Here is a 25,387-nt window from a genome sequence, read left to right as displayed (position 1 = left end):
ACGCAGTGGACGGCACGGGGTTCGGAATCGGAGCTCAAGCGCCGTCATCGCGGAGTGAGCCTGAAGTAGCCGTAGAGGTGGGCCTGATCCCCCGCCGATGTCCCGATGGTCTGCTTTACGAGCCCAGCCACGACGATGGCGTCGTTGTTGAACCATTGACGGGGCCCGTCGTGTCGGTAAAGGTCATACGTGACTTCGTAGTTGGACGACCAACCCTTGTCCTTCAGTGCATAGCCTGACGAACCGAGATATGCCCTGACGCTATTTCGCAAAGCGTCCCAGACGAAGTCAGCCGTGGTCGCGGATTGCGCGAGGCCGCCGGGGTCGCGCGCAACGGTGCCAGCGACATCAGCTCCGCCCGGCAGCGCGTTCTATATGCCGTCGAAGAAGCTGAGAACGCAAGCTTCAATGTGGGGGAAGACCTTTCAGTCACTGCGTATCTGCACGGCGCCTCACCCCAGGTGTCCCAGGCCCGAATCTGCGACAGCGTGGCCGTCACGACTTCACCGGCCCGGCGTCACGGCGGCCATCTCTTCGGCCGCAGCGGGTTCCTGGCTGGCGTAACCGGTGGCCGCCTTCTCGACGCCGAAGGCCGTTGCTCGAGCCCGGTCACTCAAGACCGTCGCCGCATTGGTGATCGCCTGGTTGACTCCAGCCACCGCCGCGGCGGTGGCCTGAAACGGCTGCCCCGGTAACGGCGGTCAGGTCGGTGCTGCGGTTGCGCCATCGACCGGCCGCACCCCTCAGGCGGTCGGGTACGACCTGCACCTCACCCGTTTCCACCTGCAGGATTTTATGGTGGTGCGTGGCCGGACGCTATTCACCTCGAGGCTGGCCTGTCGGGTTCGCGAGCGACCGGGTCAGAGCCCGTAAAGTCCGGCGGCGTTGCCGTGGGCGATCAGGTCGACCACGCGGATGGCGTCGCGCTCGCTCCACTCGTCGTCGGCCACGAAACCATCTAGCACGCGGTGAATCGCCTTGCGCCACAGGGCCGCGCCGAGGAAGTGGAGTTCCGCGGGACCGAACCCGTCCGACGAGTAGAGGATCTTCCGGAAGGGCGCCAGCTCGAGTAGCCGGGCCACGAACGCCGGTGAGCGCGCTCCGAGCTGGTTCACGCTCAACCCGCCGTCGACATAGACGTTGTTGAAGGCCTGCGCCAGATACCCGGCCTCACGCTCATACGGGTAGCAGTGCAACAACACGATCGGGGTGTCCCCCGACTGCCGCAGGAAGTCGAGCAGCAGCAGCGGGTTGGCCTTGTGCAGGTCGCAGTCCCGGTCGCCGAGGCCGACGTGGAATTGCAGCGGCTTGCCCAGCCGCAGCGCCCGGTGCAACCCGAAACACAGCAGCACCCGGTCCCGTAACCGGGTACCGCCGCTGTCGCGCCACCGGTCCGCGGCCTCGGCGACGTGCGCGGCCGGCGGCTCGCTCAGGTCGCCGTCAAACCCTCCTCGGTAGGCCAGGATCGACTTGGTGCCGACGGCCGTCGCTGCGCGCCGCTGAAGGATGTCGTCGAACGCCGCCGCGTAGTCGCCCGGTGCCTGCGCGGCCTGTTCGGCCACCTGCTCGAGGCGGATCACCTCGTGTGCGCGGCCACCGGACAGTTCACCCACGTCGGCCGGGCCGGCGGTCTCGGCGCCGATGCCGGTGTCCAGCAGCCAGTCGCTCACTCCCGCGGCCGGCAGGAACAAGTGGGCCAGTTCGGTCTCGCTGAACCGGCTGCGGCGCTCCCAATAGGATTGCGGATCAACGTGTCTGGGCAGGCCCAGAACCGGTGCGCAGTGAGCGCGCACCGCAAAGCCGAGTTGGGAGTCGAAACCCGGGCCCGTGATCGGTTCGGTGTTCGCCTCGTTGAGCGCGTTCTCGAATCGTGGCAAGTCCCCCGCCGCCAACCAGCAACCGTGGACGTGCTGATCGATCAGCGTCACTGCGCCGATGTGCCGGGCCAGCGCGGAACGGTCGGTCACCATGGCGGGACCCGTCACAGGCTCCACGCCATGCGGAACTTTTCCGCCAATCGCTCGGTGTCAAGATCGCCGTACCGCTCGTGTTCCAGACGGCGGACCGCAACCACCATGTCGACCGCCGGGTCGCCCAAAATGCGCCGCAGTAGCTCGGAACGGTCCAGTGCGGCAATCACTTCGGCCTGTCCCCGGTGCAGGCTCACGATGCCGTCGCGATCGCGGTCGGAATCGGACAGGGAAGCCGGGTCGGTGGTGATCTCCGGTGGCAGCGGGGCTTGGCGGTTGATCCCATCCAGGGCCAGCCCCAGGATCGCCGCCGACGCCAAGTAGGGGTTCGCGGACGGGTCGATGATCTTCACCTCGACGTTTCCGCCGCGCGGGTTGGCGGGCCCATCCGTGATGAATCGCACCGCCGCCTCGCGGTTCTCGGTTCCCCAGCACGCGTACGCCCCGGCCCAATTGCCGGGCTGCATTCGCAAGCCGGACACGATCGACCCGCACAGCGCGCCCTGCGCCTCGGACAGTCCCGCAACCACCCCCGCGACCGCGCTCTCCCCCGCGGCCGTCATACCCCGGGTGCCCGAACCGTCGGAGAACAGCGGCCCCTCCGGCATGGTCAACGAAAAATGTTGGTGCGCACCTGATCCGACGCCACCGGCGAACGGCGCCGGCGACAAGCTGATGCGAACCCCGTGGCGGCGGGCCACGCGCCCGACGATGAGCCGCAACAGCACCAGCTGGTCGGCCGCGGCCACCGGGGCTCGTGGCTCCAGCGAAAGTTCGAACTGGTTGGCACCGTACTCGGGGTGGAACTGCTCGATCGCGATGCCCGCCGCGGCCGCCGACCGGGTGACCTCACGGACGAACGCCTCGTGCTCCAGCACGCCGGCGAGGCCGTATTGCGCCCACGACGTCGACGGGAGCCGGCCACCGTCGGGGGCTACCAGAAGGAATTCGACCTCATGGCCGACGATCGCCTCGATCCCGGCCTCTGAGAGCGCGGTCTCGATCCGGCTCAGCGTGCCGCGCGCGCAGGCGGGGACGGGCGCGCCGTCCTGGGTGAAGAACGAGGCCGGCGCCCACGCGAGCCCGTCGCCGACGATGCGCAGGGCCGCCAGGTCGATGCGGAGGCGTTGGTCGCCGATCACGCCCACATCACGGGTGAAGGCGATGCCGCTCTGGTCGATCGCGAACGCGTGCCACGAGGGGCTGGCGCCGAGGCCGGGATCGGCGAACGCGTTAGTCCGCCGGATCGGAACGGTCTTGGCCAGGGTCAGCCCGGCGGGGTTCACGACGGTGCCGACCACGGTGTCGACGCCCTGGGCCTCCAGCTCGGCGATCGAGGCGGCGGCAAGCGGTGTGCCGGTCATGGCAGTCATTGTGCAGGGTCGCGACGCCACGGCTCGCGAATTCAGTTCTGCCGGGGGGTCAATTCGGTGACGAACCGATCGAGGAAGCCGTCCACCGGCGCGCCACCCGCCGGGCGAATGACGAACTTGGTCAATCCCGCGTCGATGTAGGCGTCCAACTGCCGATGCAGCTGGTCCCACCCGGCGGCGATCAGCTCGGCGGGATCGACGTCGGGGCGGCGCGTCCGGGCCGCCGCAGCCAGTCCGGCAGGTAACTCGTCGGACCCGTCCACCACGGCCAATGAGATCCCGAAGTGATCGGGGTCGATCTGCCGGCCCGCTTGCTCCGCCGCGCGTTCGATCGCCTCCCGGCCCGCCCGCGCCTCCGCCGGCGTCAGAAAACTTCCCAGCCAGCCGTCAGCCAGCGCGCCGATGCGCCGGAACGCCGCCGGCGCCGAGCCGCCGAGCCAAAGGTCGAGCGGAGGGTCCGGCCTGGGCTTGACCGCGGCCTCGCTGAAGGCGAAGTACCGGCCGCTGTAACTCGCCGACTCTTCGACCAGCACCGAGCGCAGCACCCGTAGCGACTCGTCGAACACCGCGGCCCGTTCCCCGTTGGGAACCACGAACACCTCGCGCTCGGCCGGCAACGCCGACCGCAGGCCGAAGACGGGAAGGACCCGCTTCGGCGCCAGGGCCGCCAACGACGCCAATTGTTTGGCCACCAGGACCGGATGCCGCCCCGGAAGCACGGCCACCGAGGTGCCGACCTTCAACCGGGTCGTCCGGGCCAGCGCGTAGGCCATCCCTACCGCGGGATCGACCGCCGGGGTGTACACCAGCTCGGAGAACCACAGCGAGTCGACCCCGCTGGCCTCCAGGTGATCGACGATGGGGGCCAATCGATCCGGAGCGGTATCCACACCCAGGCCGACGCCGAAGCGAACCTTCACTCGTGGAGCAACACCGTGGTGTCGGGGTTTGTGCCCGCGAATCGCCCGCGCGGGAGCGGCTATGCGCGACTGGGAATGGTCAGCTTGCAGGCTTGGCCGATGTCGAGGGTCCGCAACACGCGGCCCATGCCGACCCACAGCGCGCAAGACAGGGCCAAGTCGGCCAGCAGCTCGTCGGAGAAGTGTTCGGAGCACCGGCTCCAGAAGTCTTCGTCGTCGCGCAGGGCGGTGTGGTCGGTGGCGAAGCGGTCCGCGAACTCGGCCGCCAGCCGCTCCTGATCGCTGTAGCCGGGCCAGGTACGCCACTGCAGGGCGTGGTCGTACAACTCTTCGTCGACGCCGGCGGCGGGCCCGTCCTCGTCGCGGGTGTTGACGCAGACGACGCATTCATTCCGATGGGCGATCACGGCGCGGGCCAACTCGCGGGTGCGCAGCGGCAACCGGTTCTTGGTGTAGACCGCGTTGCTGAAGCCGCCGAGGGCGCCGCCGATGTCAGGAGACTTCGCAAACCAGCCGGCCAGGTCGTCGTCAGCAAATGTTCCGATTCGGCTCATGGCGTGATGGTACGCCCGCGCCACCCGTTTCAGGGTATGGGCACCGGGATCTTCGTGGTGGGCCGGTCGTCGCTCCAGTCCTGTTGCGCGAGAACGCGGCCCGCGACTCGATTCAGCGCCGCTTCGACCGCGCGACGATCCGGTCGTCCGTCGAATTTCGGTGACCGGGCGAGCTTGTCGACCAGCCAGCCCACCAGCAGCGAGTGCACGTAGTCCACTTGCTGGGCCCCCGCGGGTGTCAGCCACAGCTGGTCGCCGTCGCCCCGGGCGTATCCGGTCGCGATCAGGCGCGAGAAGGTGGGCTCCAAGACCTCGAACGGTATCCGTAGGTAGTCGGCGATGTCGGTGAGCCGGGCGGTGCCGTACATCTGTCCGAAGCGGTTGATGCGCAGGACGCCCCACAATCCGGCCACGTCGAGTCGGCAGTCGGGTCGCATGGCGATGCTGCGCAATCGCATGCCGGGCGCACCGCGCAGCATGCGTTCGACGGCGCCTTCCAGCATCTGTTCCGGTGTCTCGGTGTTCGGCATGCCGAACGCATCGCCGAGATCGATTGTGCTGTCGTGCATTTCCCGCAGGGGGACCTCCCGCAGGAACAACGCCAGGACGAACCCCGCCAGCGCGACCGGAACCGCCCATCCGAACACCTGGGTGAGCGACTCGGAATAGGCGGAGACGATCGGAGCGGCCGCCTGGCGGGGCAACCGGTGCAACGCCTCCGGCGACGCGGCAGCTGCGGCCGGCGCATGGCTCGCCACCATCGCCGGGCCGATCCGGCTGTGCAGGAAATTCGTGAACAGTGAACCGAAGATGGCGGCGCCGAACGAGCTGCCGATCGTGCGGAAGAAGGTGACGCCGGAGGTCGCGACGCCGAGATCGTCGAAGTCCACGGTGTTCTGCACGATCAGCACAAGGGTCTGCATGCACATCCCGATGCCGGTGCCGAGGACGACGAGGAACAGCGACTGAACCAATACCGATGTCGACGGGTCCATCCGCGACATCAAAAAGAACGCCACCGCCATGACGGCGGTGCCGCCGACGGGAAAGACCTTGTATCTGCCCGTGCGGCCGACGATGACACCACTGCCCATCGACGTGGTCAGCATCCCGATCACCATCGGCAACGTGCGCAGGCCCGACGTGGTGGCCGAGACGCCGTCGACGAACTGCATGTACGTCGGCAGGAACGTCAGGGCGCCCAGCATCGCGAAACCGACCACGAAGGACAGCACGCAGCACACCGTGAACACCGGACTGCCGAACAGCCGGGTCGGCAGAATCGGCGCGGCGGCGCGGCTTTCCACCCAGGCGAATACGCACAACGCGATCACCGAGCCGACGAACAGGCCGATGATCGTGGGCGATCCCCACGGGTAGGTGGTCCCGCCCCAGCTGGTCGCCAGTGTCAGCCCGGCGGCGCCCAGGCCGACGAACACGATGCCGGTGTAGTCGATGACTGGCTTGGTGCGGTCGGACAGCGCCGGGATGGCGGCGGCCGCCACGAAGAAGACCACGACCGAGATCGGCACGTTGATCCAGAACGCCCAGCGCCAGGTGAAGTGGTCGGTGAAGTAGCCACCGAGCAAGGGACCGATCACGGTCGTGACGCCGAACACCGCGCCCATCGCGCCCTGGTATCGGCCGCGGTCCCGCAGCGGGATCACCTCGCCGATCAGCGCCATGGCGGTCACCATGAGTCCCCCGCCGCCGATGCCCTGCAGCGCGCGTGACGCGACCAGCATGCCCATCGAGCTCGAGAGCCCACACAGCACCGATCCCGCGACGAAGAACACGACGGCCGACTGGAACACCCGCTTGCGGCCGAACAGGTCACCGAACTTGCCGACGAGGGCGGTGCTGACGGTCGAGGCGAGCAGGTAGCTGGTGACCACCCACGATTGATGGCCTGCGCCACCAAGATTGGCGACGATGGTGGGCAACGCGGTCGCCACGATCGTCTGGTCCAGCGCGGCCATCAGCATGCCGAGCAGGACCGCCACGAAGATGAAATTGCGCCGCCGCAAGTCGACCGCGACGTCCCCGGGCCCGGAATCCGAAGCACGGCCGGCCGGAGCCGCCGCTGGTGTCGCCCTCGTCATGCCCGCCTTCCCACGGATTTCGATGGTATTGAGTGCCCACGGTCAACCCGTGGCAACCAAAACCGCGAAAGGCGTGCGCGGTGTTAGCTCGGCGGCCTCGAGACGCACTGCGCCGAGTAGAGCTCCACACCGAGCTTGTCCATCAACTCCAGCTGCGTCTCGAGGTAGTCGATGTGCTTCTCCTCGTCCGCCACGATCTCTTCCAGCAAGTTGGCGCTCGTGGTGTCCTGCTTCTCGCGGCACATGATGATGCCGGGCTTGAGCCGGTCCATCACCTCGTACTCGATGGCCAGGTCGGCCTCGAACTGCTCGCGCAGCGTCTGGCCGATGCGCAGGGAGAAGAGCCGCTGGTAGTTGGGCAACCCGTCGAGCAGCAGAATGCGGTCGGTGATCGCCTCGGCGTGCCGCATCTCATCGAAGGACTCGGCCCGGGTGTGCTCGGCGAGCTCGGTGAAGCCCCAGTTGTCCTGCATTTTGGAATGCAGGAAGTATTGGTTGATCGCGGTGAGCTCGCCGGTCAGCTGCTCGTTGAGCAAGCGCAAAACATCCGGATCCCCTTGCATGATCACTCCCCTGCGGTGACGTGTAATCGGTGGTCATTCTCGGCGCCCGGCCGTGTGCGCTGGGCGCACACGCCGTGCCGGGTCGTACTCGCACTTTGCCACGGCGGGTTGCAATCTGCCAGCAAGGTATGGCTGTGCTCAGAGTGTGTCGTGCGGAACCCGGAGGGTCGATGTTGCTAGCGGGTAAGGTTAGACTGCGCTAATGAACTTAGGTTAGACTCAACTAATACTGGGTCTCGGTTCGGTACTTTTCCGGCCACCCCACCACAGGGGACGCCGAGAAGGAGGACGAAGTGCGCGCGGTTGGCCACGCCGTCGACGAAGGGAACGCCGCCCCCCTGCGGGGGATGCGCTGATGTACGTGTGCCTGTGTGTCGGCGTGACCAACCACACGGTGTCCGAGTTGGTCGCGCGCGGCGCCTCCACCTCCAAAGAGGTCGCCGCCGCGTGTGGCGCCGGGGGCGACTGCGGCCGCTGCAAGAGGACCCTGCGGGCGATCATCGCCGCGTCGGCGAATCTGGAGACCGCCGCCCCGTCGCATTGAGGCGCCGCCCGCTCAGCGGGCCTTGTTGAAGTCCGCCAGCGCCGCGGCGTTGGCCTGCGCACCCATCAGTTCGGCGAAGTGCGCGTTCTCCCGCGCGCTGGCCGCAGCGATCTCCGGGCGCACCGGTTCCAACATCGTGTGCTTGACCGCCATCAAGCTCGAAATGGGGCGGCTGGCAAGGATTTCCGCGTGACGGCGGGCTGCGGGCAACAGATCCTCGGGATCGCACACCCGCCAGACCAGCCCCATCCGCAGCGCCTCCTCGGCGTCCACCCATTCCGAGGACATCAACAGCCAGGCGGCGTTCTGCCGGCCCACCAGCTGTGGCAGCAGATAGGAGGAGGCCGCCTCCGGCGCCACGCCCAGGCTGGTGAACGGACACTTCAGGCGGGCCGTCGATGACATGAAGGCCAGGTCGGCGTAGCCCAGGATCGTGGCACCGATGCCGACGCCGACGCCATTGACCGCACAGACGAGCGGTTTGGGGAACGCGCTGAGGGCATCGATCAGCCCGGTGAAGCCGTGACGACCCGGGGTGAAGTCGGGATCGGTGATGCGGGCCTGCATCTCGGCGAGGTCGGTGCCGGCGCTGAAGCCGCGGCCCGCCCCGGTCAGCAGCACCACGGCGACGCCGGGATCCTCGGCGGCGGCCAGCAGCGCGTCCGCGGTGGCGTCGTACAGGGCTTCGTTGAATGCGTTCAGCGCCTCGGGCCGGTTCAGCGTGAGGGTGCGCACCCGTTGGTCATCATCGATCTGCAGCGTCACGGCTGCAGCCTAACGACGTCAGCCGTTGCTGTAGACGCGGGTAGGCGCGATCAACACGACGGCCCGCCACTCCCGGGCCATGACGCGGTCGTAGGTGTCCCAGTCGTCGTGGGTGCCGCCCGCGGCGGTGAAAACCTCGCGGAGCAACAGCCGCAGCTGGTCGTCGGTGGTCAGCCAGGGCTGCGTGTCGTCCGGGCCGGCCAGCTCCGCGCGGCCCTCGACGGTCGCCCACTGCCATCCGTTGCGGAAGGTGACCGCCAGCTGCGGTCGCTCCCGCAGGTTGGCCAATTTGACCTTGCCGTAGGTGGTGAAGCCCAACACGTCCCGACCGCTTTGGGGATGCGGCAACAGGCCGACGTTGACCAGCGACGCCTGCACCGTCGCGTCGGCACGAACGGTGGAGACGACCGCCAGCCCGTTTTCCGCCGCGGCCAAGGCGACGGCGTCGCGCAGTGTTGTCATGTGGGTTCCTCGATGAATGGTGTCTTGAAGACGTAGCGGCTGGTGGGCACGGTGTCGATGTTCTCGTTGGCGCCGAATGCCGTGGTGCTCGCGACCATTCGGCCAAGCCTGTCCTGCAGGTCGGCGTCGTCGGCGGCACCGAAGAACGCCTTGAGATCGGTGATCGCCTCCGCGGGAAACAACTCTTCGACGATGCCCGCGATTCCCGGCGCGTCCGGGGTGAGGGTGCGCACCACCCAGTTCTGGGTGTAGCCGAAGGTGGACTGCGTCTCGATGGCCACCGAGGTGTGGTCGCGCTGCCACCGGTTCAGCCAGGTCGCCTGGTTCAGGCCGTCGGGCTGGCGCAGCAGCGCGATGTTGGCCAAACCCGTTGTTCGAGCGCCTGATTCGGTTACCGGCGCCTTCAGCGGGACCGACTCCGTCACCAGGTACGCGGCAAGCTGCTCGCATTCGGCCTCGAGCAGCGTAAAAGCCGCCGCCATCTGCTCGCCATAGCACTGTTGGGTCCACATGCTCACCACCGCTGCAACCGGCGGATCCAGCGTCGTGAGCGTCATCAGCGAATGGCGCACCGCGTCGTCGCGGACGTTGACCGACAACCCCGGCAGACCCAACCCCAACAGGGCGTCGGCCACGGGGCCCCGTTGGCGGGCGCACCACTGTTCGTCCGAATCGGAACGCATGAGGACGGCGATGACCTTTTCCATAGGCAGAACCTACCTGCCGGGTGGACGGCCTGAGCCGGGCTATTTGACGAGCCGCACCTGGTGCTCGCCGCTGATCAAGGTGCCGATGGTCTTGGCCAGCTGCCGGTAGGAATCGTCGCGGCCGCTGGACGAGCGGTACACCAGACCGATGCGCCGTCCGGGGCGGGGTGCGGCGAACTGCGCCAGGCCGAGGCGGCTGCGGGTCGCCTCGACCGGCACCGCGCTCTGCGGGATCAGCGTGACCCCCAGCCCGCCGGTCACGCATTGCACGGCGGTGGCCAACGAGGCTGCGCGGGTGTTGGCCAGCTCCGCTCGCACGCCCGCGTTGTGGCACACCTCCAGCGCCTGATCGCGCAGGCAGTGCCCCTCTTCAAGCAGCAGCAAGGGCAGGTCGGCCAATGCCGTGGCCGGCACCCGCCGTTTTCCCGACAGCGGGTGTCCGGGCGGCAGCGCGAGGACGAAATCCTCATCGTAGATCGGGATCGCGGTGACGCCGCCGGCGTCGGCGGGAAGCGCGATCAGCGCCGCATCCAGCGCCCCTTCCCGCAGCACCGTCAACAGCCGTTCGGTCTGGTCTTCCGTTACCCGCAATGTCATCCCGGGAAATTGCTCGGCGAGGCCGGCCAGCACGGTCGGTAGGACGTAGGGCGCCACCGTCGGGATCAGCCCCAGCCGCATCCCGGCCTGTAGCGGGTCGGACGAGCCGGCGGCGGCGGCGGAGAACGCGTCCACCGCCTCGATCACGGCCTGGGCCCGCGGCAGCAGCTCCGCGCCCTCGGCCGTCAAGAGGACACGCCGGGTCGACCGCTCGATGAGCAGGGTGCCGAGCCCGGCCTCCAGCGCCGCCAGCCCCTGCGACAACGTGGACTGGCTGACACCGAGAGCGGTTGCGGCACCACTGAACTGACGTTTTTCTGCGATGGCGACAAACGCGCGGAGCCCGGCGATCGTCGGCTGATAAATCCTATCGGGCATACCGATAAGTATAGTGGGAAATATCACCTTTACTTCAGCCAGGGCGAACGGCACTATGGGCGATGACCGCTAATCTTGAGTAAATCCAATAAGGAGCGACATGCCTCTGCTGACCATCGGTGACCAGTTCCCCGCCTACGAGCTCACCGCGCTGATCGCGGGCGACCTGTCCAAGGTCGACGCCCAACAGCCCGAGGACTACTTCACCACCGTGACCAACGAGGACTACGAGGGCAAGTGGCGCGTTGTCTTCTTCTGGCCCAAGGACTTCACCTTTGTCTGCCCGACCGAGATTGCCGCGTTCGGCAAGCTCAACGACGAGTTCGCCGACCGCGACGCGCAGGTCCTGGGCGTGTCGATCGACAGCGAATTCGTGCACTTCAACTGGCGCGCCCAGCACGAGGACCTGAAGAAGTTGCCGTTCCCCATGCTCTCGGACATCAAGCGTGAGCTGAGCCTGGCCACCGGCGTCCTCAACGCCGACGGCGTGGCCGACCGCGCGACCTTCATCGTGGACCCCAACAACGAGATCCAATTCGTTTCGGTCACCGCCGGTTCCGTGGGACGCAATGTGGAGGAAGTGCTGCGGGTCCTGGACGCGCTGCAGTCCGACGAGCTGTGCGCCTGCAACTGGCGCAAGGGTGACCCGACGCTGAACGCCACCGAGCTGCTCAAGGCCTCGGCCTAGTCGCCTAAGGTCTGACGAGGAGGCGAGATGAGCGTAGAGAATCTCAAAGAGGCACTGCCTGAGTACGCCAAGGACCTCAAGCTCAACCTGGGCTCGATCACGCGCACGACCGAGCTCAACGAGGAACAGCTGTGGGGCACCCTGCTGGCCACCGCCGCGGCGACGCGAAACACCCAGGTGATCAGCGAGATCGGTGCCGAGGCGGCCGACATTCTGTCCGCCGAGGCATACACCGCGGCGCTGGGGGCCGCATCGATCATGGCCATGAACAACGTGTTCTACCGTGGCCGGGGCTTCCTCGACGGCAAGTACGACGACCTGCGCGCGGGATTGCGGATGAACATCATCGCCAATCCCGGCGTGGCGAAGGCGAACTTCGAGCTGTGGTGCTTCGCGGTCTCGGCGATCAACGGATGCCCGGACTGCGTCGCCTCCCACGAGCACACGCTGCGCGAGGCGGGCGTGAGCCGGGAGACCATCCACGAGGCGCTGAAGGCCGCGGCGATCGTCTCCGGCGTGGCGCAAGCGCTCGCCGCCTCCCAGACGCCGGCCACCGTCGGCTGACGCGGTGCCGGCCTGGGTAGAGCACGCGATCTGGTGGCAGGTCTACCCACTGGGGTTCGTCGGCGCCTTTCCCGCGTCGTCGGAGCCGCCGCAGCCGGACCAACACCGGCTGCGGCGGCTCGTCGACTGGTTCGACCACGCCATCGCGCTGGGCGCCTCGGGCGTCGCGCTGGGACCGATCTTCGCTTCGCGCACACACGGTTACGACACCACCGACCACTACCGCATCGATCCCCGGCTCGGTGACGACGACGATTTCGACCATCTCGTCACCGAGGCCCGCCGCCGCGGTCTGCGCATCCTGCTCGACGGCGTGTTCAACCACGTCGGTGTGGATTTCCCCCGCTACCGCGAGGCGCCGAACGACGATGCGGCCGCGCGCTGGTTTCGGGGGCGCCCCGGCCACTTCCACACGTTCGAGGGCCACTCGGAGCTGATCACGCTCAATCACGACAATCCCGACGTGGTCGACTACACCGTCGAGGTGATGACGCACTGGCTGCAGCGGGGCGCCGACGGCTGGCGCCTCGACGCGGCTTACACGGTGCCAGAGCGTTTTTGGGCGTCCACACTGCCGCGGGTGCGCGAGCGGTTCCCGGACTGCTGGTTCGTCGGCGAGCTCATCCACGGTGACTACGCCGCGGTGGTGCGCGCCGCCACGTTCGACTCGGCCACCCAATACGAATTGTGGAAGGCGATCTGGAGCAGCCTCAACGACGGCAACTTCTTCGAGCTGGACTGGGCGCTGCAGCGACACGGCGAGTTTCTGGCCGGCTTCGCCCCGCTCACCTTCATCGGCAACCACGACGTCACCCGCATCGCGAGCCGGCTGGAGCGCCCCGACCACGTGGCACACGCGCTGGTGATCCTGCTGACCGTCGGCGGCGTGCCCAGCGTGTACGCCGGCGACGAGCTGGGATTCCGCGGCGTCAAAGAGGAACGTTATGGCGGCGACGACGCCGTGCGGCCCGAGTTTTCCTCTCCCCCATTGACATTGGATGCCTTCGGCGCGCAGGTGTGGGCGTTGCACCAGTTCCTCGTGGGGCTGCGTCGCCGTCACCCGTGGCTGCACAGGGCGACGACCAGCCCGGTGCGGCTGGAAAACCGGCACTACGTGTACGAGACCCGCAGCGGGGACGATGCGCTGCTGGTCGCGCTGAACATCGACGACGAGCCGATGAGCCTGGCGGTGCCGGAGCTGGGTACGGCTCGCCGGAAGGTCATCGGCGGATCGGCGGCGCACCCCCAAGAGGTGGTGGACACGCTGATCGTGGAACCGCACGGTTGGCGGATTCTAGGCCCCGCCTAGGCGCGCCAGGGTCAGCTGATCCTGCCGACCGTCGTAGTACTTGTCCAGAACCGCAAGGAAATCCTCGTTATCGTCGGTCGCGCGCGCAAAGAGCGTCATCGACGAGCGCAACTTGAGGTCGTCGGGCGAGCCGAAGATGTCCCCGACCGATTTGCCGTGGACCTCGTTGACCAGCCGGGCGCACTCGTGCAAGCGCGGCCCGAGCACCTCGTGCCGCAGGTATGCGCGGGCCTCGTCGAGCGACGAGATGCCGTAGTGCACCGCCGTGGGGCTGCCGCCCAGGCCGCGTAACTGCGGGAAGACGAACCACATCCAGTGACTGCGCTTGCGCCCGGCGCGCAACTCTTCGACCACGGTGGGGTACACCGGGTCCTGCGCCTCGACGAAGCGCTCGAGGCCGAACGGGTCGCTGTCCGGTTGCATGTGACTACGGTTGCACACTGTGGAATCCAAAAGACGGAAGGCCGCCAAACGACGAGTGCCCAAGGTGCGCGATCTCGCGCCGCTGATCAAATTCAAGAGGCCGCAGTTCGACGCGACCAAGCGCCGCCTCGACACCGCGTACACCATCGACGATCTGCGGTGCATCGCCCGACGGCGCACGCCCAGGGCGGCGTTCGACTACACCGACGGCGCCGCCGAGGACGAGATCTCCATCGCACGCGCCCGACAAGCCTTCCGCGACATCGAGTTTCATCCGACCATCCTGCGCGACGTCACCAACGTCACCGCCGGCTGGAACGTGCTGGGTCAACCGGTCGTGCTGCCGTTCGGCATCGCGCCCACCGGATTCACCCGGCTGATGCACACCGAGGGCGAGATCGCGGGCGCGGCGGCAGCGGCCAAGGCCGGGATCCCCTTCTCGCTGTCCACGCTCGGCACCTGCTCGATCGAGGACCTGGTGACCGCTGTTCCGCAGGGCAGGATGTGGTTTCAGCTGTACATGTGGCGCGACCGCGAGCGGTCGATGGCGCTGGTGCGGCGGGCGGCCGACGCGGGTTTCGACACCCTGCTGGCCACCGTCGACGTCCCGGTCTCCGGCGCCCGGCTGCGCGACAACCGCAACGGCATGACGATCCCGCCGACGCTGACGCTGCGCACCGTGCTCGACGCGGTGCCGCACCCGAAATGGTGGTTCGACCTGTTGACCACCGAGCCGCTGGCGTTCGCGTCGCTGGACCGCTGGCCGGGGACCGTCGCCGAGTACCTGAGCACCATGTTCGACCCGAGCCTCACCTTCGACGACCTGGAGTGGATCAAGGCCCAGTGGCCGGGCAAGTTGGTTGTCAAGGGCATCCAGACGCTCGACGACGCCCGCGCCGTCGTCGACCGCGGGGTCGACGGCATCGTGTTGTCGAATCACGGCGGGCGCCAGCTGGATAGGGCCCCGGTGCCCTTTCACCTGTTGCCGTCGGTCGCCCGGGAGGTCGGCAAGCACACCGAGATCCTGCTGGACACCGGCATCATGTCGGGCGCCGACATCGTGGCGGCCATCGCGCTGGGCGCGCGTTGCACGCTCGTCGGCCGGGCCTACCTGTACGGCCTGATGGCCGGCGGCGAGGCCGGTGTCACCCGCGCGATCGACATCCTGGCCGAAGGCGTGATCCGGACCATGCGGCTGCTGGGCGTCACCTGTCTCGAAGAGCTGTCGCCCAAACACGTGACGCAACTGCGGCGGCTGGGGCCGATTTCGCCAGCGTGACGCTGGCCGCACACTCGGCACCGAATGTGAGCCCGGCCGCACACTCGTGACGGCCTCACTCCCCGGGAACAAACCGGCCCCGGCCTGGGTTGAGCGCATCAGACTCAGTTTTTGGAGGATTGATGGCTGAAGCCAAATCAATGCCGGTGCTGTTCGTCACCGACACCATCGTGTTGCCCGGCATGGTCGTGCCGATCGCGCTCGACGAGGCCGCGCGGGCGGCGATCGACGCCGCCCAGGCGAGCGAATCCGGGCAGCTGCTGATCGCGCCCCGGCTGGACGACCGTTACCCGTCGCACGGCGTGATCGCCAAGATCTTGCAGGTCGGACGCATCGCGGGCGGCGGCACCGCGGCCGTCGTGCGCGGTGAGCGCAGGGCGCAGATCGGGGCGGGAGCATCCGGTCCCGGCGCGGCGCTGTGGGTCGAGGTGACCGAGGTCCCCGAGGTCGAGGCGACCGACGAGATCAAGGCGCTGACGGCCGAGTACAAGAAGCTGCTGCTGGCCATGCTGCAACGGCGCGAGGCCTGGGAGATCGTCGACTATGTCAACAGGCTGACCGACCCGTCGGCGCTGGCGGACACCTCCGGCTACGCGTCCTACCTGTCCAGCGAGCAGAAGCGGCAGCTGGTCGAGACCGAGGATGTCGCCGAGCGGCTGCGCGTGCTGATCGACTGGACCAGCGACCACCTCGCCGAGGTCGAGGTCAACGACAAGATCGCCGAGGACGTCCGCGAGGGCATGGAGAAGACCCAGAAGGAGTTCCTGCTGCGCCAACAGCTGGCCGCCATCCGCAAGGAGCTCGGCGAGGGCGAACCCGACGGCTCCGACGATTACCGCGCCCGCGTCGAGGCCGCCGACCTGCCCGAGAAGGTGCGCGAGGCCGCGCTGCGCGAGGTCGGCAAGCTGGAACGCTCCAGCGACCAGAGCCCGGAGAGCGGCTGGATCCGCACCTGGCTGGACACCGTGCTCGACCTGCCCTGGAACGCGCGGACCGAGGACTCGACGGACCTGAAAGCCGCGCGCGGCGTCCTGGACGCCGACCACCACGGGCTGGACGACGTGAAGGACCGCATCGTCGAATACCTGGCCGTGCGGGCGCGCCGCGCCCAACGCGGCCTGCAGGTCGTCGGAGGCCGCGGCTCGGGCGCGGTGATGGTGCTGGCCGGTCCCCCCGGCGTCGGCAAGACGTCGCTGGGTGAGAGCGTCGCCCGGGCGCTGGGCCGCAAGTTCGTGCGTGTCGCCCTGGGCGGTGTGCGCGACGAGGCCGAGATCCGCGGGCACCGGCGCACCTATGTGGGCGCGTTGCCGGGCCGGATCGTGCGGGCCATCGGTGAGGCGGGCTCGATGAACCCCGTCGTGCTGCTGGACGAGATCGACAAGGTCGGCTCTGACTATCGGGGCGACCCGAGTGCGGCGCTGCTGGAGGTGCTCGACCCGGCGCAGAACCACACGTTCCGCGACCACTACCTGGATCTGGACCTAGATCTGTCCGACGTGGTGTTCCTGGCCACCGCGAATGTGATCGAGAACATCCCGTCGGCCCTGCTGGATCGCATGGAACTGGTGCAGATCGACGGTTACACCGAGGATGACAAGGTCGCGATCGCCCGCGACTACCTGCTGCCCCGGCAGCGGGAACGGGCTGCCCTGACCGAGGACGAAGTCACGCTGACGGACGCGGCGCTGCGCAAGATCGCCGCGGACTACACGCGGGAACCCGGGGTCCGGCAGTTCGAGCGGCTGCTGGCCAAGGCGCTGCGCAAGGTGACCACCAAGCTGGCGGAAACGCCCGAGCCGATCAGCATCGACGAGCCTGATCTGGTCGACTACCTCGGCCGCCCCCGCTTCACGCCGGAATCGGCCGAGCGCACGGCGGTGCCGGGGGTGGCGACGGGCCTGGCCGTCACCGGCCTGGGCGGCGACGTGCTGTACATCGAAGCCGGCGCCACCGACGGTGAACCCGGGTTGCAGCTGACCGGTCAGCTGGGTGACGTGATGAAGGAGTCGGCGCAGATCGCGCTGTCCTACGTGCGCTCCCACGCTCACGAGTTGGGCCTCGATCCGGCGGCCCTCGACCGGCGCATCCACGTGCACGTGCCCGCGGGCGCGGTGCCCAAGGACGGCCCGTCGGCCGGGGTGACCATGGTGACCGCCCTGGTGTCGATGGCGACCGGACGTCAGGTGCGCTCGGACGTCGGCATGACCGGCGAGGTCACGCTGAACGGCCGCGTGTTGCCGATCGGCGGAGTGAAGCAGAAGCTGCTGGCGGCGCAACGGGCCGGCCTGTCAACGGTGTTCATCCCGGCGCGCAACGAGCCCGACCTGGATGACGTGCCCGCCGAGGTGCTGGACGCGCTGGACGTGCGGCCGATGACCGACGTCGCCGACATCATCGCGCAGGCGCTGGAACCGGTGGCGAAGGCCGCTACAGTCGCTGCGTGATGTGAGCCTGGCCGGGATGCGCAGCAGACTCGCTCGCATCCCGGCAAAGGCGTTCGGCGTTGCCGCGCGAGCGGGTGTTACGTGCCCTGGGGGTTCCTGTGCCCCGCCCGGCTGAGCTCCCCGGGCCGCGATTCGTTAACCATGGGACCCGACCTGCGCGGACGCAGCAAATAGTGCGCAGAGGTTTTCCGCATCGGATCCCCGGGTATTGAGTGGTTGGAGGTTCGACTGCCCGTGAGGGCGATGGGGTGAGCGAATCACCAAGTCAATGGTTCAGCTGCGAAGGCAGCCAAACTGCTCGACAAGGGGGTTCACCATGAAGTTGAACAGAATCGCAGCCGGCGCGGTCATGGCCGGCACCATCACGTCCGCGGCCTTCGGAATCGGTGCCGGGATGGCGCAGGCCGATCCGAATGGGCCGAATATTCCCGGCCCGAACGTGCCGGGCCCGAACGTGCCGGGCGGCGACCGGGATGTGCCGGGCCCCGGCCAGTACGTGCCGGGACAGCCGATCTGCAACCCCGGTGCGCCGGGCGTCAACTGCAACGCGCCGGGCAGCCCACTTCCTCCGGGACACAACGGGTTCCCGCCGCCGGGGCAGTACAACGACCCGGTCCGCTACGGGCTCCCGGCCACCTGGGTTCCGCCAGTGGGTGACCCCGACGGGACCCAGCTTCCCGTCGTATTCAACCCGCAGCTGGGTCAGTGGGGTGTCAACACGTCCACTGGTTTCCAGGTGCTCACGCCCGCGGGCGGGACTTCTGGTTCAGGCCAGGTCAGCGGCGGGATCAACCCCGGGACCTAAAACGGCATAACGAGGCAGCCGCCCCCGACAGGGGGCGGCTGTTCTCGTCGCACGGTGACAGCGGCGGCGGGTTCGGCGTTGAATAAAGCCGTGACTCTCAAACGGCAAGTGGTCCACCGCGTGCAACGTCTGCTCGTCAACCCGGTGGGCCGGCAGATGCCGGGGATCATCCTGGAAACCACCGGCCGCAAGAGCGGCAAGCCGCGGCGGACCGCCGTGGGCGGACGCGTGGTCGGCAACCAATTCTGGATGGTGTCCGAACACGGTGAACACTCCGACTACGTCCACAACATCAAGGCCGATCCCGCGGTGCAGCTGCGTATCGGCGGTCGATGGCGCAGCGGCACTGCGCATCTGCTGCCCGACGACGATCCCCTGCAGCGGCTCGGCAACCTGCCGCGGCTCAACAGCGCGTTGGTGCGCCTGATGGGCAGCGACCTGCTGACCATCCGGGTGGACTTGGACTGACGCCCGGCATGGCCTACGACGAGAAGCTGGCCGACGAAATCCGCGAGATCGTGGCCTCCGAGCGCGGCGTGGAAGAGAAACGCATGTTCGGCGGGCTCGCTTTTCTGGTCAACGGCAACATGTCCGTGGCCGTCAGCGGCCAGGGCGGCCTGCTGGTCCGGGTGCCGGCGGAGGACCTCGACAAAGTGCTGCGGCGCGACCACGTCGGTCCGATGGTGATGGGGGGCCGCGACGTTCGCGGCTGGGTCCGGGTGGACGCCGCCGGACTGCGGACCAAGCGCCAGCTCCAGGCCTGGGTGACCCGCGGCGTCGGTTATGCGCGCGGCCTGCCGCCCAAGTGAGCAGGCGCGGTTGGCCGGCACCCGCCGCGGGTACGTGATCGGGTATGCCCGCAAGCGAGCAACTGGTGCGACGGCTGCTTGACGTTGCCGGGACCACCTACGCCGCCGAGGCGCGAATCAAGCTCGCCGACAAGCCAATGCCACTGTTTCAGCTGCTGGTCATCTGCATGCTGGCCAGCAAGCCGATCGACGCCGCGATCGCGATGAGCGCCGGGCGTGAACTGTTCAAGGCGGGCTTGCGCACACCGAAGGCGGTGCTGGCCGCCGATCGGCAGACCATGATCGACGCCTTCGGCCGCGCCCACTACGTGCGCTACGACGAAAGCTCGGCCACCCGGCTCACCGAGATGGCCGAACGCGTGCGCGACGAGTATTCCGGCGACCTGCGGGAACTCGCGAACCGCAGCCAACGCGACATCGCCGCCGCGAAGCGTTTGCTGAAGCAGTTCAAGGGAATTGGCGATACCGGCGCGGACATCTATCTGCGCGAGGTGCAAGACGTGTGGACCTGGGTGCGGCCCTATTTCGACGACCGCGCCAGCAAGGCCGCGGGCCAACTGGGTCTGCCCACGCAGCCGGCGAAGCTGGGAGCGCTGGCGCCGCAGGCCAACGCGCGGCTGGCCGCCGCGCTGATCAGGATGTCGCTGGGCGACGACGTACGCCGGCAGGTGAGCGGTTGACCGTGCGGATTGGCACCTCCGGGTGGTCCTACAACCATTGGGCGGACGTGCTGTACCCGCCGGGCCTTCCCGCCGCGCGCCGGCTGGCCCGCTACGTGGAGGTGTTCGACACCGTCGAGCTGAACGCGAGTTTCTACCGCTGGCCGAAAGATTCGACCTTCGCCGGATGGCGTCAACAGCTGCCGGACGGCTTCAGGATGTCGGTCAAGGCGCACCGAGGGCTGACCCACTACCGCCGCCTGGCGTCCGCCGGGCCGTGGATCGAGCGCTTCGAGCGCTGCTGGGAATTGCTGGGTGATCGCGCCGGGGTGCTGCTCCTTCAGCTGCACCCCGAGCAGCAGCGCGACGACGCGCGCCTGGACGCCTTCCTGGCCAGCGTGCCGGCGTCGATCCGGGTGGCCGTCGAGCTGCGCCATCCGTCCTGGAACGACGAGGCCGTCTACGACCTGCTGGAACGCCGGCGCGCCGCCTATGTGGTGATGAGCGGCGCCGGGCTCGCCTACGTCCCGCGGGCGACCACCGATCTGGTGTACGTCCGCATGCACGGTCCGGATCAGGACGCCATCTATGCCGGCAGTTACACGGACGACGAGCTGCGCTGCTGGGCCGACCGGATCGCCGCGTGGCGGGACGCGGGCAAGGACGTGTGGATGTATTTCAACAACGACCTGGGCGGGCACGCGGTGCGCAATGCGCTGACGTTGCAGGAACTTTTGCGGTGAGCCGCCCGAGTAGGCTGGGGATGTCGACGGCGGAACGGAGTGACGATCATGGCCGGCTCTAGCGGAATCGTCATCATCGGCGGCGGACTCGCGGGAGCGAAAGCCGTAGAAGCATTGCGCGACAAAGGATTCGACGGACCGGTCACCTTGTTCGCCGACGAACAACATCTGCCCTACGAGCGACCTCCGCTTTCCAAGGAGTACCTGGCCGGAAAGAAGACGCTGGCCGAATTCACCGTGCAGGATGACGACTGGTACCGCGATCACGACGTCGACCTCAGGCTTGGTGTGCGGGTGTCGACCGTGGACCCCGCCGACCACGCCGTCGCCCTTCCCGGCGGCGCCACAGCGCGATACGACAAACTGCTGCTGGCCACGGGATCGGCGTCCCGGCGCCCACCGATACCAGGGGCCGACGCCGCCGCCGTTCACTATCTGCGCACCTATGACGATGCCGTCGCCCTGGATTCGGTCCTCGCCGACGGGTCCTCGCTGGCGGTGGTCGGAGCCGGGTGGATCGGCCTGGAGGTGGCCGCCGCCGCCCGCCAGCGTGGCGTCGACGTGACCGTTGTCGAGACGGCCAAACAGCCGTTGGCGGCCGCGCTCGGCGAAACGGTGGGCGAAGTGTTCGCCGGACTGCATCGCGATCACGGGGTGGACCTGCGGCTCGAGGCGCAGGTGGAGGAGATCACGACGGCCGGCGGCAAGGCGACCGGGCTGAAAATGCGCGACGGGTCGACGGTGGCCGCCGACGCGGTGCTGGTGGCCGTCGGTGCCAAACCCAACGTCGAACTCGCCGAACAGGCCGGGCTCGCGATAGGCTCAGGCTCTCAAGGCGGGGTGCTGGTCGATGCGTCCCTGCGCACCAGCGATCCTGACATCTATGCGGTCGGCGACATCGCCGCCGCGGAACACCCCCTGTTCGGCGGCCGGATCCGCACCGAACACTGGGCCAATGCGCTCAAGCAGCCCACGGTGGCGGTGGCCGGGATGCTGGGCGCACCCGGTGAATACGCCGAGCTGCCCTATTTCTTCACCGACCAGTACGACCTCGGGATGGAATATGTCGGACACACGGCCGGCGTCGAGCGCGTGGTCTTCCGGGGTGACGTGGCCGGGCGTGAATTCGTCGCGTTCTGGCTCGACGACAACAACCGGGTGTTGGCCGGGATGAACGTCAACATCTGGGATGTGCTCGACGACGTCAAGGCGCTGATCAGATCCAGGACTTCCGTCGACTCCGCGAAGCTGGCCGATCCCGAGTGCCCGCTGGCAGAACTACTGGGCTGACCCTTCGACGGGAGTCCACGCCCCGTCGATGACCTCCGGCGGGCGCTGCGCCTGCAGCCGTTCCCGTTCGGCGCGGCGACGTTTGATCCGCAGCCTGGCGTCGCCCGGCATGGTGATCAGCTCGTCACACGTCAGGTAATACACGTCCTCGACGACATCGATCAGGTCGGCTGCGACCCGACGAGAGCCCAACTCGCGCAGCATCATTCGCAGTTGATGGGTAAATCGCAGGGTCGTGTCGTGGGCGAGCTCGCGGGAGTCGCGAGCGCTGGCGGCCAGCCGTTGGGCCAGCGTCGACGACGGCGGCTCCGTCGACGCGGCGGCGGCCACGGCGACCTCCCCGGCCGCTCTGAGCAGCATCGCCGGGTCGTCGGCATAGGTTTGACTGGCCAACTCCGCCTCCCCCGGCCCGCGGTGGCCGATGCGGGCAACGGTGGCGTCCACGGCGGCGGCGGTGGTGGGCGACAACGCGCGGATGCTGTCGAGATTGCCTTCCTGGGCCAGCGCACACAGCGGCGGATCGGCCCGCAGCACCGCTGCCAGCTGGGCGGTCTCCGCCTCGACCAGGGTGCTGTCCATGATCATGTCCACCCCGGGCACGCCGGGAGCCGCCGTGCTGCGCTCCAGCGCCGCCGCGGTGACACCGGTGTCGACCAACCACAACGCGGTGAGAATCCAGCCTTGGTGAATGCGGTCCCGCAGCAAGGGAATCCGAACTTCGAGCCCGGGATCGGGCAGCACCGCCAGCTGTGCGGCGTCGAGCTGTTCTGCTTCGGCGGCCGCGCCGTACGCCCGGGTGTCGGCCTTGAGGTGGCGCAACAGGGCCAGCGATCGTCCCGCGACGACGGCTTTGGCGACCGAGCCGAGGGCTCCGCCCGACAGCGCGGGCTCACCGAACGGGAGTGGGTCTCCCACATGCGGCCGTCCGACCAGGGCGTTGCGAGCGACGGCGTCCTGGTCCCACCCGGGGAGCTGCCCCGCGGCGACCATGTTGACCGACACCCCGACGTAGGGCCGATGACCGAAGACCGCGATGGCCCGGTTGCTCCACTCCTCGCCCACCACGCCGCCGAGCGCCAACACGTGACCGAGCACCCGATTCGCCGTGCGCAGCCCGCTCAGCTGGACATCCAGGGTGATCGGGGTGAGCGGCCCGGGCAGCGCCCGGGCGAGGTTGCCCGCACTGAAGATCGGGAAACGCGGGTCGATCCGGTCGTCGAATTCACCTTCGACGCCCTCCGGTGCCGCGCTGTGTCCCCCGTCGGAGGGGTGGGCGCGTGGGGCGACCTCGACCGGGAGCGCCAGCCGGCGCCCGTCGCCGGTCGCCCCCGCCGCCGCGACCCGGCGCCCGACGAGTCCTCGGGCCGTGTCGGCCACCGCTTCGAGCGCCTGCCAGCCGAACTCGAACGACCAATCCTCTTGCACCGCGGCGATATCCATGTCCGGAATGAGCTGGTGCCAGCTGCGGACCCGGCTGATCCGGGACCGCGGGTCGGCGGAGCGCAGCATCCGCCACGCGGTGACCACGTTGACGGTGTCCGGGGAGGCGAGGTCCACCACACCGGTGCGGTCGGAGTTCAGCGACGAAACCATGAAGCGCACCAGGTCGTCGACGTGCAGCACGCGCATCGGCTCCGCCGACACCTTGGTGTGCAGCAGCGTCGCCACGGTCCGGCACACCATCCAGTCGAGCTGGCGGCCGACCGGCGGGGCGATGCGAACGACCAGGCTGGGCCCCCAGCTGGTGGCGACCAGCTCCTCGGCCGGGCGGTAGAGCTCGGGCCGCCCCGCGGCGTGCGATACGAACAGCAGCCGGGCGCCCGCGCGGGCGGCCACATCCGTCACGTGCGCGAGGCCGTCGATATCGGCGCTGCCGGGCGCGGTGGTGTCGATGGGGGCCAGGTGGATCACCACGTCGGCTTCCTCGGCGAGCTCCCGCAAGGCGGGGTGGCGCAGCGGGGCGCAAACCAACTCGACGTTGCGGTCCAGGCAGGGGTGCCGGGCCTTAGCAATGCCGCTGACCGTGTGGCCGGCAGCAATCAACTGCCGTGCAACCAGCCGCCCGAGTGCGCCGGTGGCGTCGGTAACCAGGATCTGCACCTGGGCTCACCTCCCCCGACCTCAAACTAAACAATAGGCAAGGCGGCATCGCCTACGCGACCGTTACCGGCCAAACGGGACCCTGAGCTGGCGGAAAGCCGTTCGCCGGGTTACTGCAGCGCGGCGGAGCCGTCGGCGGCGACGGCGACCTTGGCGCCGCCGATGTCCTCACACACGGTTGCCGCCGCCGCGGCGCTGTCGGTGATCAGGGCAAGGGTGCGGGAACCGTCGGGCGTGCGCACGGCCAGGAAGGCCTTCTCCGGCCGGCCGTCGCGGTCGAACGGCGTGGTCCACGCTTCCACCGTGCCGACACCTTCCCATTCCACCAAACCGTCCCGGGTGGGCTCCCGGTCGACGGCGGGTTGCGCGTCCTCCCAACGGAACTCGGCGGGGGCTTCGGTGCTGTACACGCCGAAGCTGTGCTTCGTCAGGAAGCCGCCGTTAGCGGTGATCAGGCCGCGCCGCCCGGGATTGGCCGCCAGCAACTCCGCCATGGTGGCAATGGAGTGCATCACGTAGTTGCTCCACGGGCCGCCCGCGAACGTCAATCCACCGGTGACGGTGAGCGGACGGGAGGGATCATCGGCCGGCAGGCCCAGTTCGGCCGCGGCCACCTGAACGGCCGAGGGGAAGCAGGAATACAGGTCGACGTAGTCGAGGTCGTCGATGCCCAGGCCCGCCAGCTCCAGCGCCCGACCGCCGGCGATCCGGATGGCCGGCGAGCGGTGCAGCTCGTCACGCTCGGCGATGGCCGAGGTGTCGTGGGCGTCGGTGCCCGCGTGCGGGTAGATCCACCGATCGGCGGGGACCTGCAGCCGCCTCGCCTGCTCCACCGAGGTCAGCACCAGCGCGGCGCCCTGATCGACCATGTTGTTGGAGTTCATCAGCTTGGTGTACGGCCAGCTGATCATCCGGTTCTGCGGGCCGGGCTCGCGGATCTCCTCGGCGGTCGCCCGTTTGCGGATCCACGCGTGCGGATTGTCGACCGCGACGGCGTTGAAACGGGCCCACAGTTCGCCGATGCGCTTGAGATGGTGCTCGACCGACTCGCCGTTCGCGATCCGCAACGCCTGTTCGAACAGCGGATACACGTAGGCCGGCCGGTCCAGCCGAATCCTGATCTCGGCATCGCCTGCCATCGGGACGTCGTCGCCGCTGACCTGCGCCATCGGGACGGACTCGTCCTGGGCGGTCCACTCGAGCTTGCCGCCTTTGGCGCGCAGGCCCCGGCGTGTGCGCCAGGTCTCGGCGCCGGCCAGCAGCACCCTGTACAGCCCCGTCGGCGGCAACGTGCCGCAGTCACTGGTCAACCAGGCGTGCCTGGACATTCAGCGGGGCA

General features: G+C 68.5%; 25 protein-coding genes and 3 pseudogenes. 14 read left to right on the top strand and 14 right to left on the bottom strand.

Features of this window, described 5'->3' with window-relative positions; translation table 11 throughout:
- Positions 1-305: 305 nt before the first annotated feature.
- A pseudogene (locus A5692_RS29680) lies at positions 306-438 on the top strand (hypothetical protein); the annotation flags it as partial.
- A gap of 65 nt (positions 439-503) precedes the next feature.
- Here the strand turns inward: A5692_RS29680 and A5692_RS29675 are convergent.
- The 7 genes from A5692_RS29675 to bfr all read right to left on the bottom strand — a co-directional run bounded on the left by A5692_RS29675 (position 504) and on the right by bfr (position 7,482).
- On the bottom strand, positions 504-659 hold the full coding sequence (locus A5692_RS29675; protein WP_231984179.1) for a hypothetical protein: 156 nt from the start codon (positions 657-659) through the stop codon (positions 504-506).
- A 201-nt stretch (positions 660-860) separates the two neighbouring features.
- Positions 861-1,970, bottom strand: a complete 1,110-nt coding sequence (locus A5692_RS03425; RefSeq protein WP_068052353.1) for an amidohydrolase family protein — start codon at positions 1,968-1,970, stop codon at positions 861-863.
- 11 nt (positions 1,971-1,981) lie between these two features.
- On the bottom strand, positions 1,982-3,334 hold the full coding sequence (locus A5692_RS03420) for a glutamine synthetase family protein (RefSeq protein WP_068052064.1): 1,353 nt from the start codon (positions 3,332-3,334) through the stop codon (positions 1,982-1,984).
- Positions 3,335-3,375: 41 nt separating this feature from the next.
- A complete protein-coding gene (locus tag A5692_RS03415; protein WP_068052062.1) occupies positions 3,376-4,263 on the bottom strand; it encodes a TIGR03854 family LLM class F420-dependent oxidoreductase in 888 nt (295 codons plus the stop codon).
- 59 nt (positions 4,264-4,322) lie between these two features.
- A complete protein-coding gene (locus tag A5692_RS03410) occupies positions 4,323-4,817 on the bottom strand; it encodes a carboxymuconolactone decarboxylase family protein (RefSeq protein ID WP_068052060.1) in 495 nt (164 codons plus the stop codon).
- 29 nt (positions 4,818-4,846) lie between these two features.
- Complete coding sequence (locus tag A5692_RS03405) at positions 4,847-6,919, bottom strand: MDR family MFS transporter (RefSeq protein WP_068052058.1); 2,073 nt, start codon at positions 6,917-6,919, stop codon at positions 4,847-4,849.
- An 83-nt stretch (positions 6,920-7,002) separates the two neighbouring features.
- Positions 7,003-7,482, bottom strand: a complete 480-nt coding sequence (gene bfr / locus A5692_RS03400) for a bacterioferritin (RefSeq protein ID WP_055405255.1) — start codon at positions 7,480-7,482, stop codon at positions 7,003-7,005.
- A gap of 355 nt (positions 7,483-7,837) precedes the next feature.
- On the opposite strand from bfr, the gene A5692_RS03395 reads away from it, so the two are divergent.
- Complete coding sequence (locus A5692_RS03395; protein WP_068052056.1) at positions 7,838-8,026, top strand: bacterioferritin-associated ferredoxin; 189 nt, start codon at positions 7,838-7,840, stop codon at positions 8,024-8,026.
- 12 nt (positions 8,027-8,038) lie between these two features.
- On the opposite strand, the gene A5692_RS03390 is transcribed toward A5692_RS03395, so the two are convergent.
- The 4 genes from A5692_RS03390 to A5692_RS03375 are packed head-to-tail and all read right to left on the bottom strand — an operon-like array spanning position 8,039 to position 10,935.
- Positions 8,039-8,791, bottom strand: a complete 753-nt coding sequence (locus A5692_RS03390) for an enoyl-CoA hydratase/isomerase family protein (RefSeq protein ID WP_068052055.1) — start codon at positions 8,789-8,791, stop codon at positions 8,039-8,041.
- An 18-nt stretch (positions 8,792-8,809) separates the two neighbouring features.
- Positions 8,810-9,253: a TIGR03618 family F420-dependent PPOX class oxidoreductase gene (locus A5692_RS03385; RefSeq protein ID WP_068052051.1), complete on the bottom strand. Its 444-nt coding sequence runs from the start codon at positions 9,251-9,253 to the stop codon at positions 8,810-8,812.
- On the bottom strand, positions 9,250-9,960 hold the full coding sequence (locus tag A5692_RS03380; RefSeq protein WP_068052048.1) for a hypothetical protein: 711 nt from the start codon (positions 9,958-9,960) through the stop codon (positions 9,250-9,252). Before A5692_RS03380 ends, A5692_RS03385 begins: the two co-directional genes overlap by 4 nt.
- A gap of 39 nt (positions 9,961-9,999) precedes the next feature.
- Complete coding sequence (locus A5692_RS03375; RefSeq protein WP_068052045.1) at positions 10,000-10,935, bottom strand: hydrogen peroxide-inducible genes activator; 936 nt, start codon at positions 10,933-10,935, stop codon at positions 10,000-10,002.
- Positions 10,936-11,035: 100 nt separating this feature from the next.
- On the opposite strand from A5692_RS03375, the gene A5692_RS03370 reads away from it, so the two are divergent.
- Genes A5692_RS03370 through A5692_RS03360 form a run of 3 tightly spaced genes read left to right on the top strand, consistent with a single transcriptional unit; the run spans position 11,036 to position 13,496 of the window.
- Positions 11,036-11,623, top strand: a complete 588-nt coding sequence (locus tag A5692_RS03370; protein ID WP_067925694.1) for a peroxiredoxin — start codon at positions 11,036-11,038, stop codon at positions 11,621-11,623.
- 27 nt (positions 11,624-11,650) lie between these two features.
- Positions 11,651-12,187: an alkyl hydroperoxide reductase gene (locus tag A5692_RS03365; RefSeq protein WP_067925697.1), complete on the top strand. Its 537-nt coding sequence runs from the start codon at positions 11,651-11,653 to the stop codon at positions 12,185-12,187.
- Between the two features lie 4 nt (positions 12,188-12,191).
- Positions 12,192-13,496: an alpha-amylase family protein gene (locus tag A5692_RS03360; protein ID WP_068052043.1), complete on the top strand. Its 1,305-nt coding sequence runs from the start codon at positions 12,192-12,194 to the stop codon at positions 13,494-13,496.
- Here A5692_RS03360 and A5692_RS03355 read toward each other — a convergent pair.
- Positions 13,482-13,919: a DUF1810 domain-containing protein gene (locus A5692_RS03355; protein WP_068052040.1), complete on the bottom strand. Its 438-nt coding sequence runs from the start codon at positions 13,917-13,919 to the stop codon at positions 13,482-13,484. The genes A5692_RS03360 and A5692_RS03355 overlap by 15 nt on opposite strands.
- A 19-nt stretch (positions 13,920-13,938) precedes the next feature.
- Here A5692_RS03355 and A5692_RS03350 point away from each other — a divergent pair, with 19 nt between their 5' ends.
- The 8 genes from A5692_RS03350 to A5692_RS03315 all read left to right on the top strand — a co-directional run bounded on the left by A5692_RS03350 (position 13,939) and on the right by A5692_RS03315 (position 21,948).
- Positions 13,939-15,198 (top strand): alpha-hydroxy acid oxidase, encoded by a 1,260-nt coding sequence (locus A5692_RS03350; RefSeq protein WP_156765909.1) that lies wholly within the window; start codon positions 13,939-13,941, stop codon positions 15,196-15,198.
- Between the two features lie 122 nt (positions 15,199-15,320).
- A complete protein-coding gene (gene lon / locus A5692_RS03345) occupies positions 15,321-17,642 on the top strand; it encodes an endopeptidase La (RefSeq protein WP_068052038.1) in 2,322 nt (773 codons plus the stop codon).
- Positions 17,643-17,958: 316 nt separating this feature from the next.
- Complete coding sequence (locus A5692_RS29670) at positions 17,959-18,447, top strand: hypothetical protein (protein WP_231984165.1); 489 nt, start codon at positions 17,959-17,961, stop codon at positions 18,445-18,447.
- A 78-nt stretch (positions 18,448-18,525) separates the two neighbouring features.
- Positions 18,526-18,915 (top strand): nitroreductase family deazaflavin-dependent oxidoreductase, encoded by a 390-nt coding sequence (locus A5692_RS03335; RefSeq protein WP_156765908.1) that lies wholly within the window; start codon positions 18,526-18,528, stop codon positions 18,913-18,915.
- Between the two features lie 8 nt (positions 18,916-18,923).
- Positions 18,924-19,256 (top strand): TfoX/Sxy family protein, encoded by a 333-nt coding sequence (locus A5692_RS03330; RefSeq protein ID WP_068052030.1) that lies wholly within the window; start codon positions 18,924-18,926, stop codon positions 19,254-19,256.
- A 44-nt stretch (positions 19,257-19,300) separates the two neighbouring features.
- Positions 19,301-19,936 (top strand): endonuclease, encoded by a 636-nt coding sequence (locus A5692_RS03325; RefSeq protein ID WP_068052027.1) that lies wholly within the window; start codon positions 19,301-19,303, stop codon positions 19,934-19,936.
- Positions 19,933-20,658, top strand: a complete 726-nt coding sequence (locus tag A5692_RS03320) for a DUF72 domain-containing protein (RefSeq protein ID WP_068052024.1) — start codon at positions 19,933-19,935, stop codon at positions 20,656-20,658. Before A5692_RS03325 ends, A5692_RS03320 begins: the two co-directional genes overlap by 4 nt.
- A gap of 48 nt (positions 20,659-20,706) precedes the next feature.
- On the top strand, positions 20,707-21,948 hold the full coding sequence (locus A5692_RS03315) for an NAD(P)/FAD-dependent oxidoreductase (protein ID WP_068052348.1): 1,242 nt from the start codon (positions 20,707-20,709) through the stop codon (positions 21,946-21,948).
- Here A5692_RS03315 and A5692_RS03310 read toward each other — a convergent pair.
- A complete protein-coding gene (locus tag A5692_RS03310; RefSeq protein ID WP_068052021.1) occupies positions 21,937-24,048 on the bottom strand; it encodes an NAD-dependent epimerase/dehydratase family protein in 2,112 nt (703 codons plus the stop codon). The two genes, A5692_RS03315 and A5692_RS03310, sit on opposite strands and share 12 nt — an antisense overlap.
- A gap of 110 nt (positions 24,049-24,158) precedes the next feature.
- A pseudogene (locus A5692_RS03305) lies at positions 24,159-25,313 on the bottom strand (acetyl-CoA acetyltransferase); the annotation flags it as partial.
- On the opposite strand from A5692_RS03305, the pseudogene A5692_RS30320 reads away from it, so the two are divergent.
- Positions 25,312-25,387: pseudogene (locus A5692_RS30320) on the top strand (hypothetical protein); the annotation flags it as partial. The pseudogenes A5692_RS03305 and A5692_RS30320 sit on opposite strands and share 2 nt — an antisense overlap.

The sequence above is a fragment of the Mycobacterium sp. E342 genome (genome assembly GCF_001667665.1).
Taxonomy (GTDB): domain Bacteria; phylum Actinomycetota; class Actinomycetes; order Mycobacteriales; family Mycobacteriaceae; genus Mycobacterium.
This window is presented reverse-complemented; position numbering and strand designations above follow the sequence as displayed.

What these genes read in the sequence shown, in the direction of transcription:
- lon (WP_068052038.1), top strand. Translation starts at nt 15,321, where the DNA reads ATGGCTGAAGCCAAATCAATGCCGGTGCTGTTCGTCACCGACACCATC.
- A5692_RS03410 (WP_068052060.1), bottom strand. Translation starts at nt 4,817, where the DNA reads ATGAGCCGAATCGGAACATTTGCTGACGACGACCTGGCCGGCTGGTTT.
- A5692_RS03385 (WP_068052051.1), bottom strand. Translation starts at nt 9,253, where the DNA reads ATGACAACACTGCGCGACGCCGTCGCCTTGGCCGCGGCGGAAAACGGG.
- A5692_RS03375 (WP_068052045.1), bottom strand. Translation starts at nt 10,935, where the DNA reads ATGCCCGATAGGATTTATCAGCCGACGATCGCCGGGCTCCGCGCGTTT.
- A5692_RS29670 (WP_231984165.1), top strand. Translation starts at nt 17,959, where the DNA reads ATGAAGTTGAACAGAATCGCAGCCGGCGCGGTCATGGCCGGCACCATC.
- A5692_RS03315 (WP_068052348.1), top strand. Translation starts at nt 20,707, where the DNA reads ATGGCCGGCTCTAGCGGAATCGTCATCATCGGCGGCGGACTCGCGGGA.
- A5692_RS03395 (WP_068052056.1), top strand. Translation starts at nt 7,838, where the DNA reads ATGTACGTGTGCCTGTGTGTCGGCGTGACCAACCACACGGTGTCCGAG.
- A5692_RS03355 (WP_068052040.1), bottom strand. Translation starts at nt 13,919, where the DNA reads ATGCAACCGGACAGCGACCCGTTCGGCCTCGAGCGCTTCGTCGAGGCG.
- A5692_RS03330 (WP_068052030.1), top strand. Translation starts at nt 18,924, where the DNA reads ATGGCCTACGACGAGAAGCTGGCCGACGAAATCCGCGAGATCGTGGCC.
- A5692_RS03380 (WP_068052048.1), bottom strand. Translation starts at nt 9,960, where the DNA reads ATGGAAAAGGTCATCGCCGTCCTCATGCGTTCCGATTCGGACGAACAG.
- A5692_RS03405 (WP_068052058.1), bottom strand. Translation starts at nt 6,919, where the DNA reads ATGACGAGGGCGACACCAGCGGCGGCTCCGGCCGGCCGTGCTTCGGAT.
- A5692_RS03425 (WP_068052353.1), bottom strand. Translation starts at nt 1,970, where the DNA reads ATGGTGACCGACCGTTCCGCGCTGGCCCGGCACATCGGCGCAGTGACG.
- A5692_RS03365 (WP_067925697.1), top strand. Translation starts at nt 11,651, where the DNA reads ATGAGCGTAGAGAATCTCAAAGAGGCACTGCCTGAGTACGCCAAGGAC.
- bfr (WP_055405255.1), bottom strand. Translation starts at nt 7,482, where the DNA reads ATGCAAGGGGATCCGGATGTTTTGCGCTTGCTCAACGAGCAGCTGACC.
- A5692_RS03325 (WP_068052027.1), top strand. Translation starts at nt 19,301, where the DNA reads ATGCCCGCAAGCGAGCAACTGGTGCGACGGCTGCTTGACGTTGCCGGG.
- A5692_RS03420 (WP_068052064.1), bottom strand. Translation starts at nt 3,334, where the DNA reads ATGACCGGCACACCGCTTGCCGCCGCCTCGATCGCCGAGCTGGAGGCC.
- A5692_RS03370 (WP_067925694.1), top strand. Translation starts at nt 11,036, where the DNA reads ATGCCTCTGCTGACCATCGGTGACCAGTTCCCCGCCTACGAGCTCACC.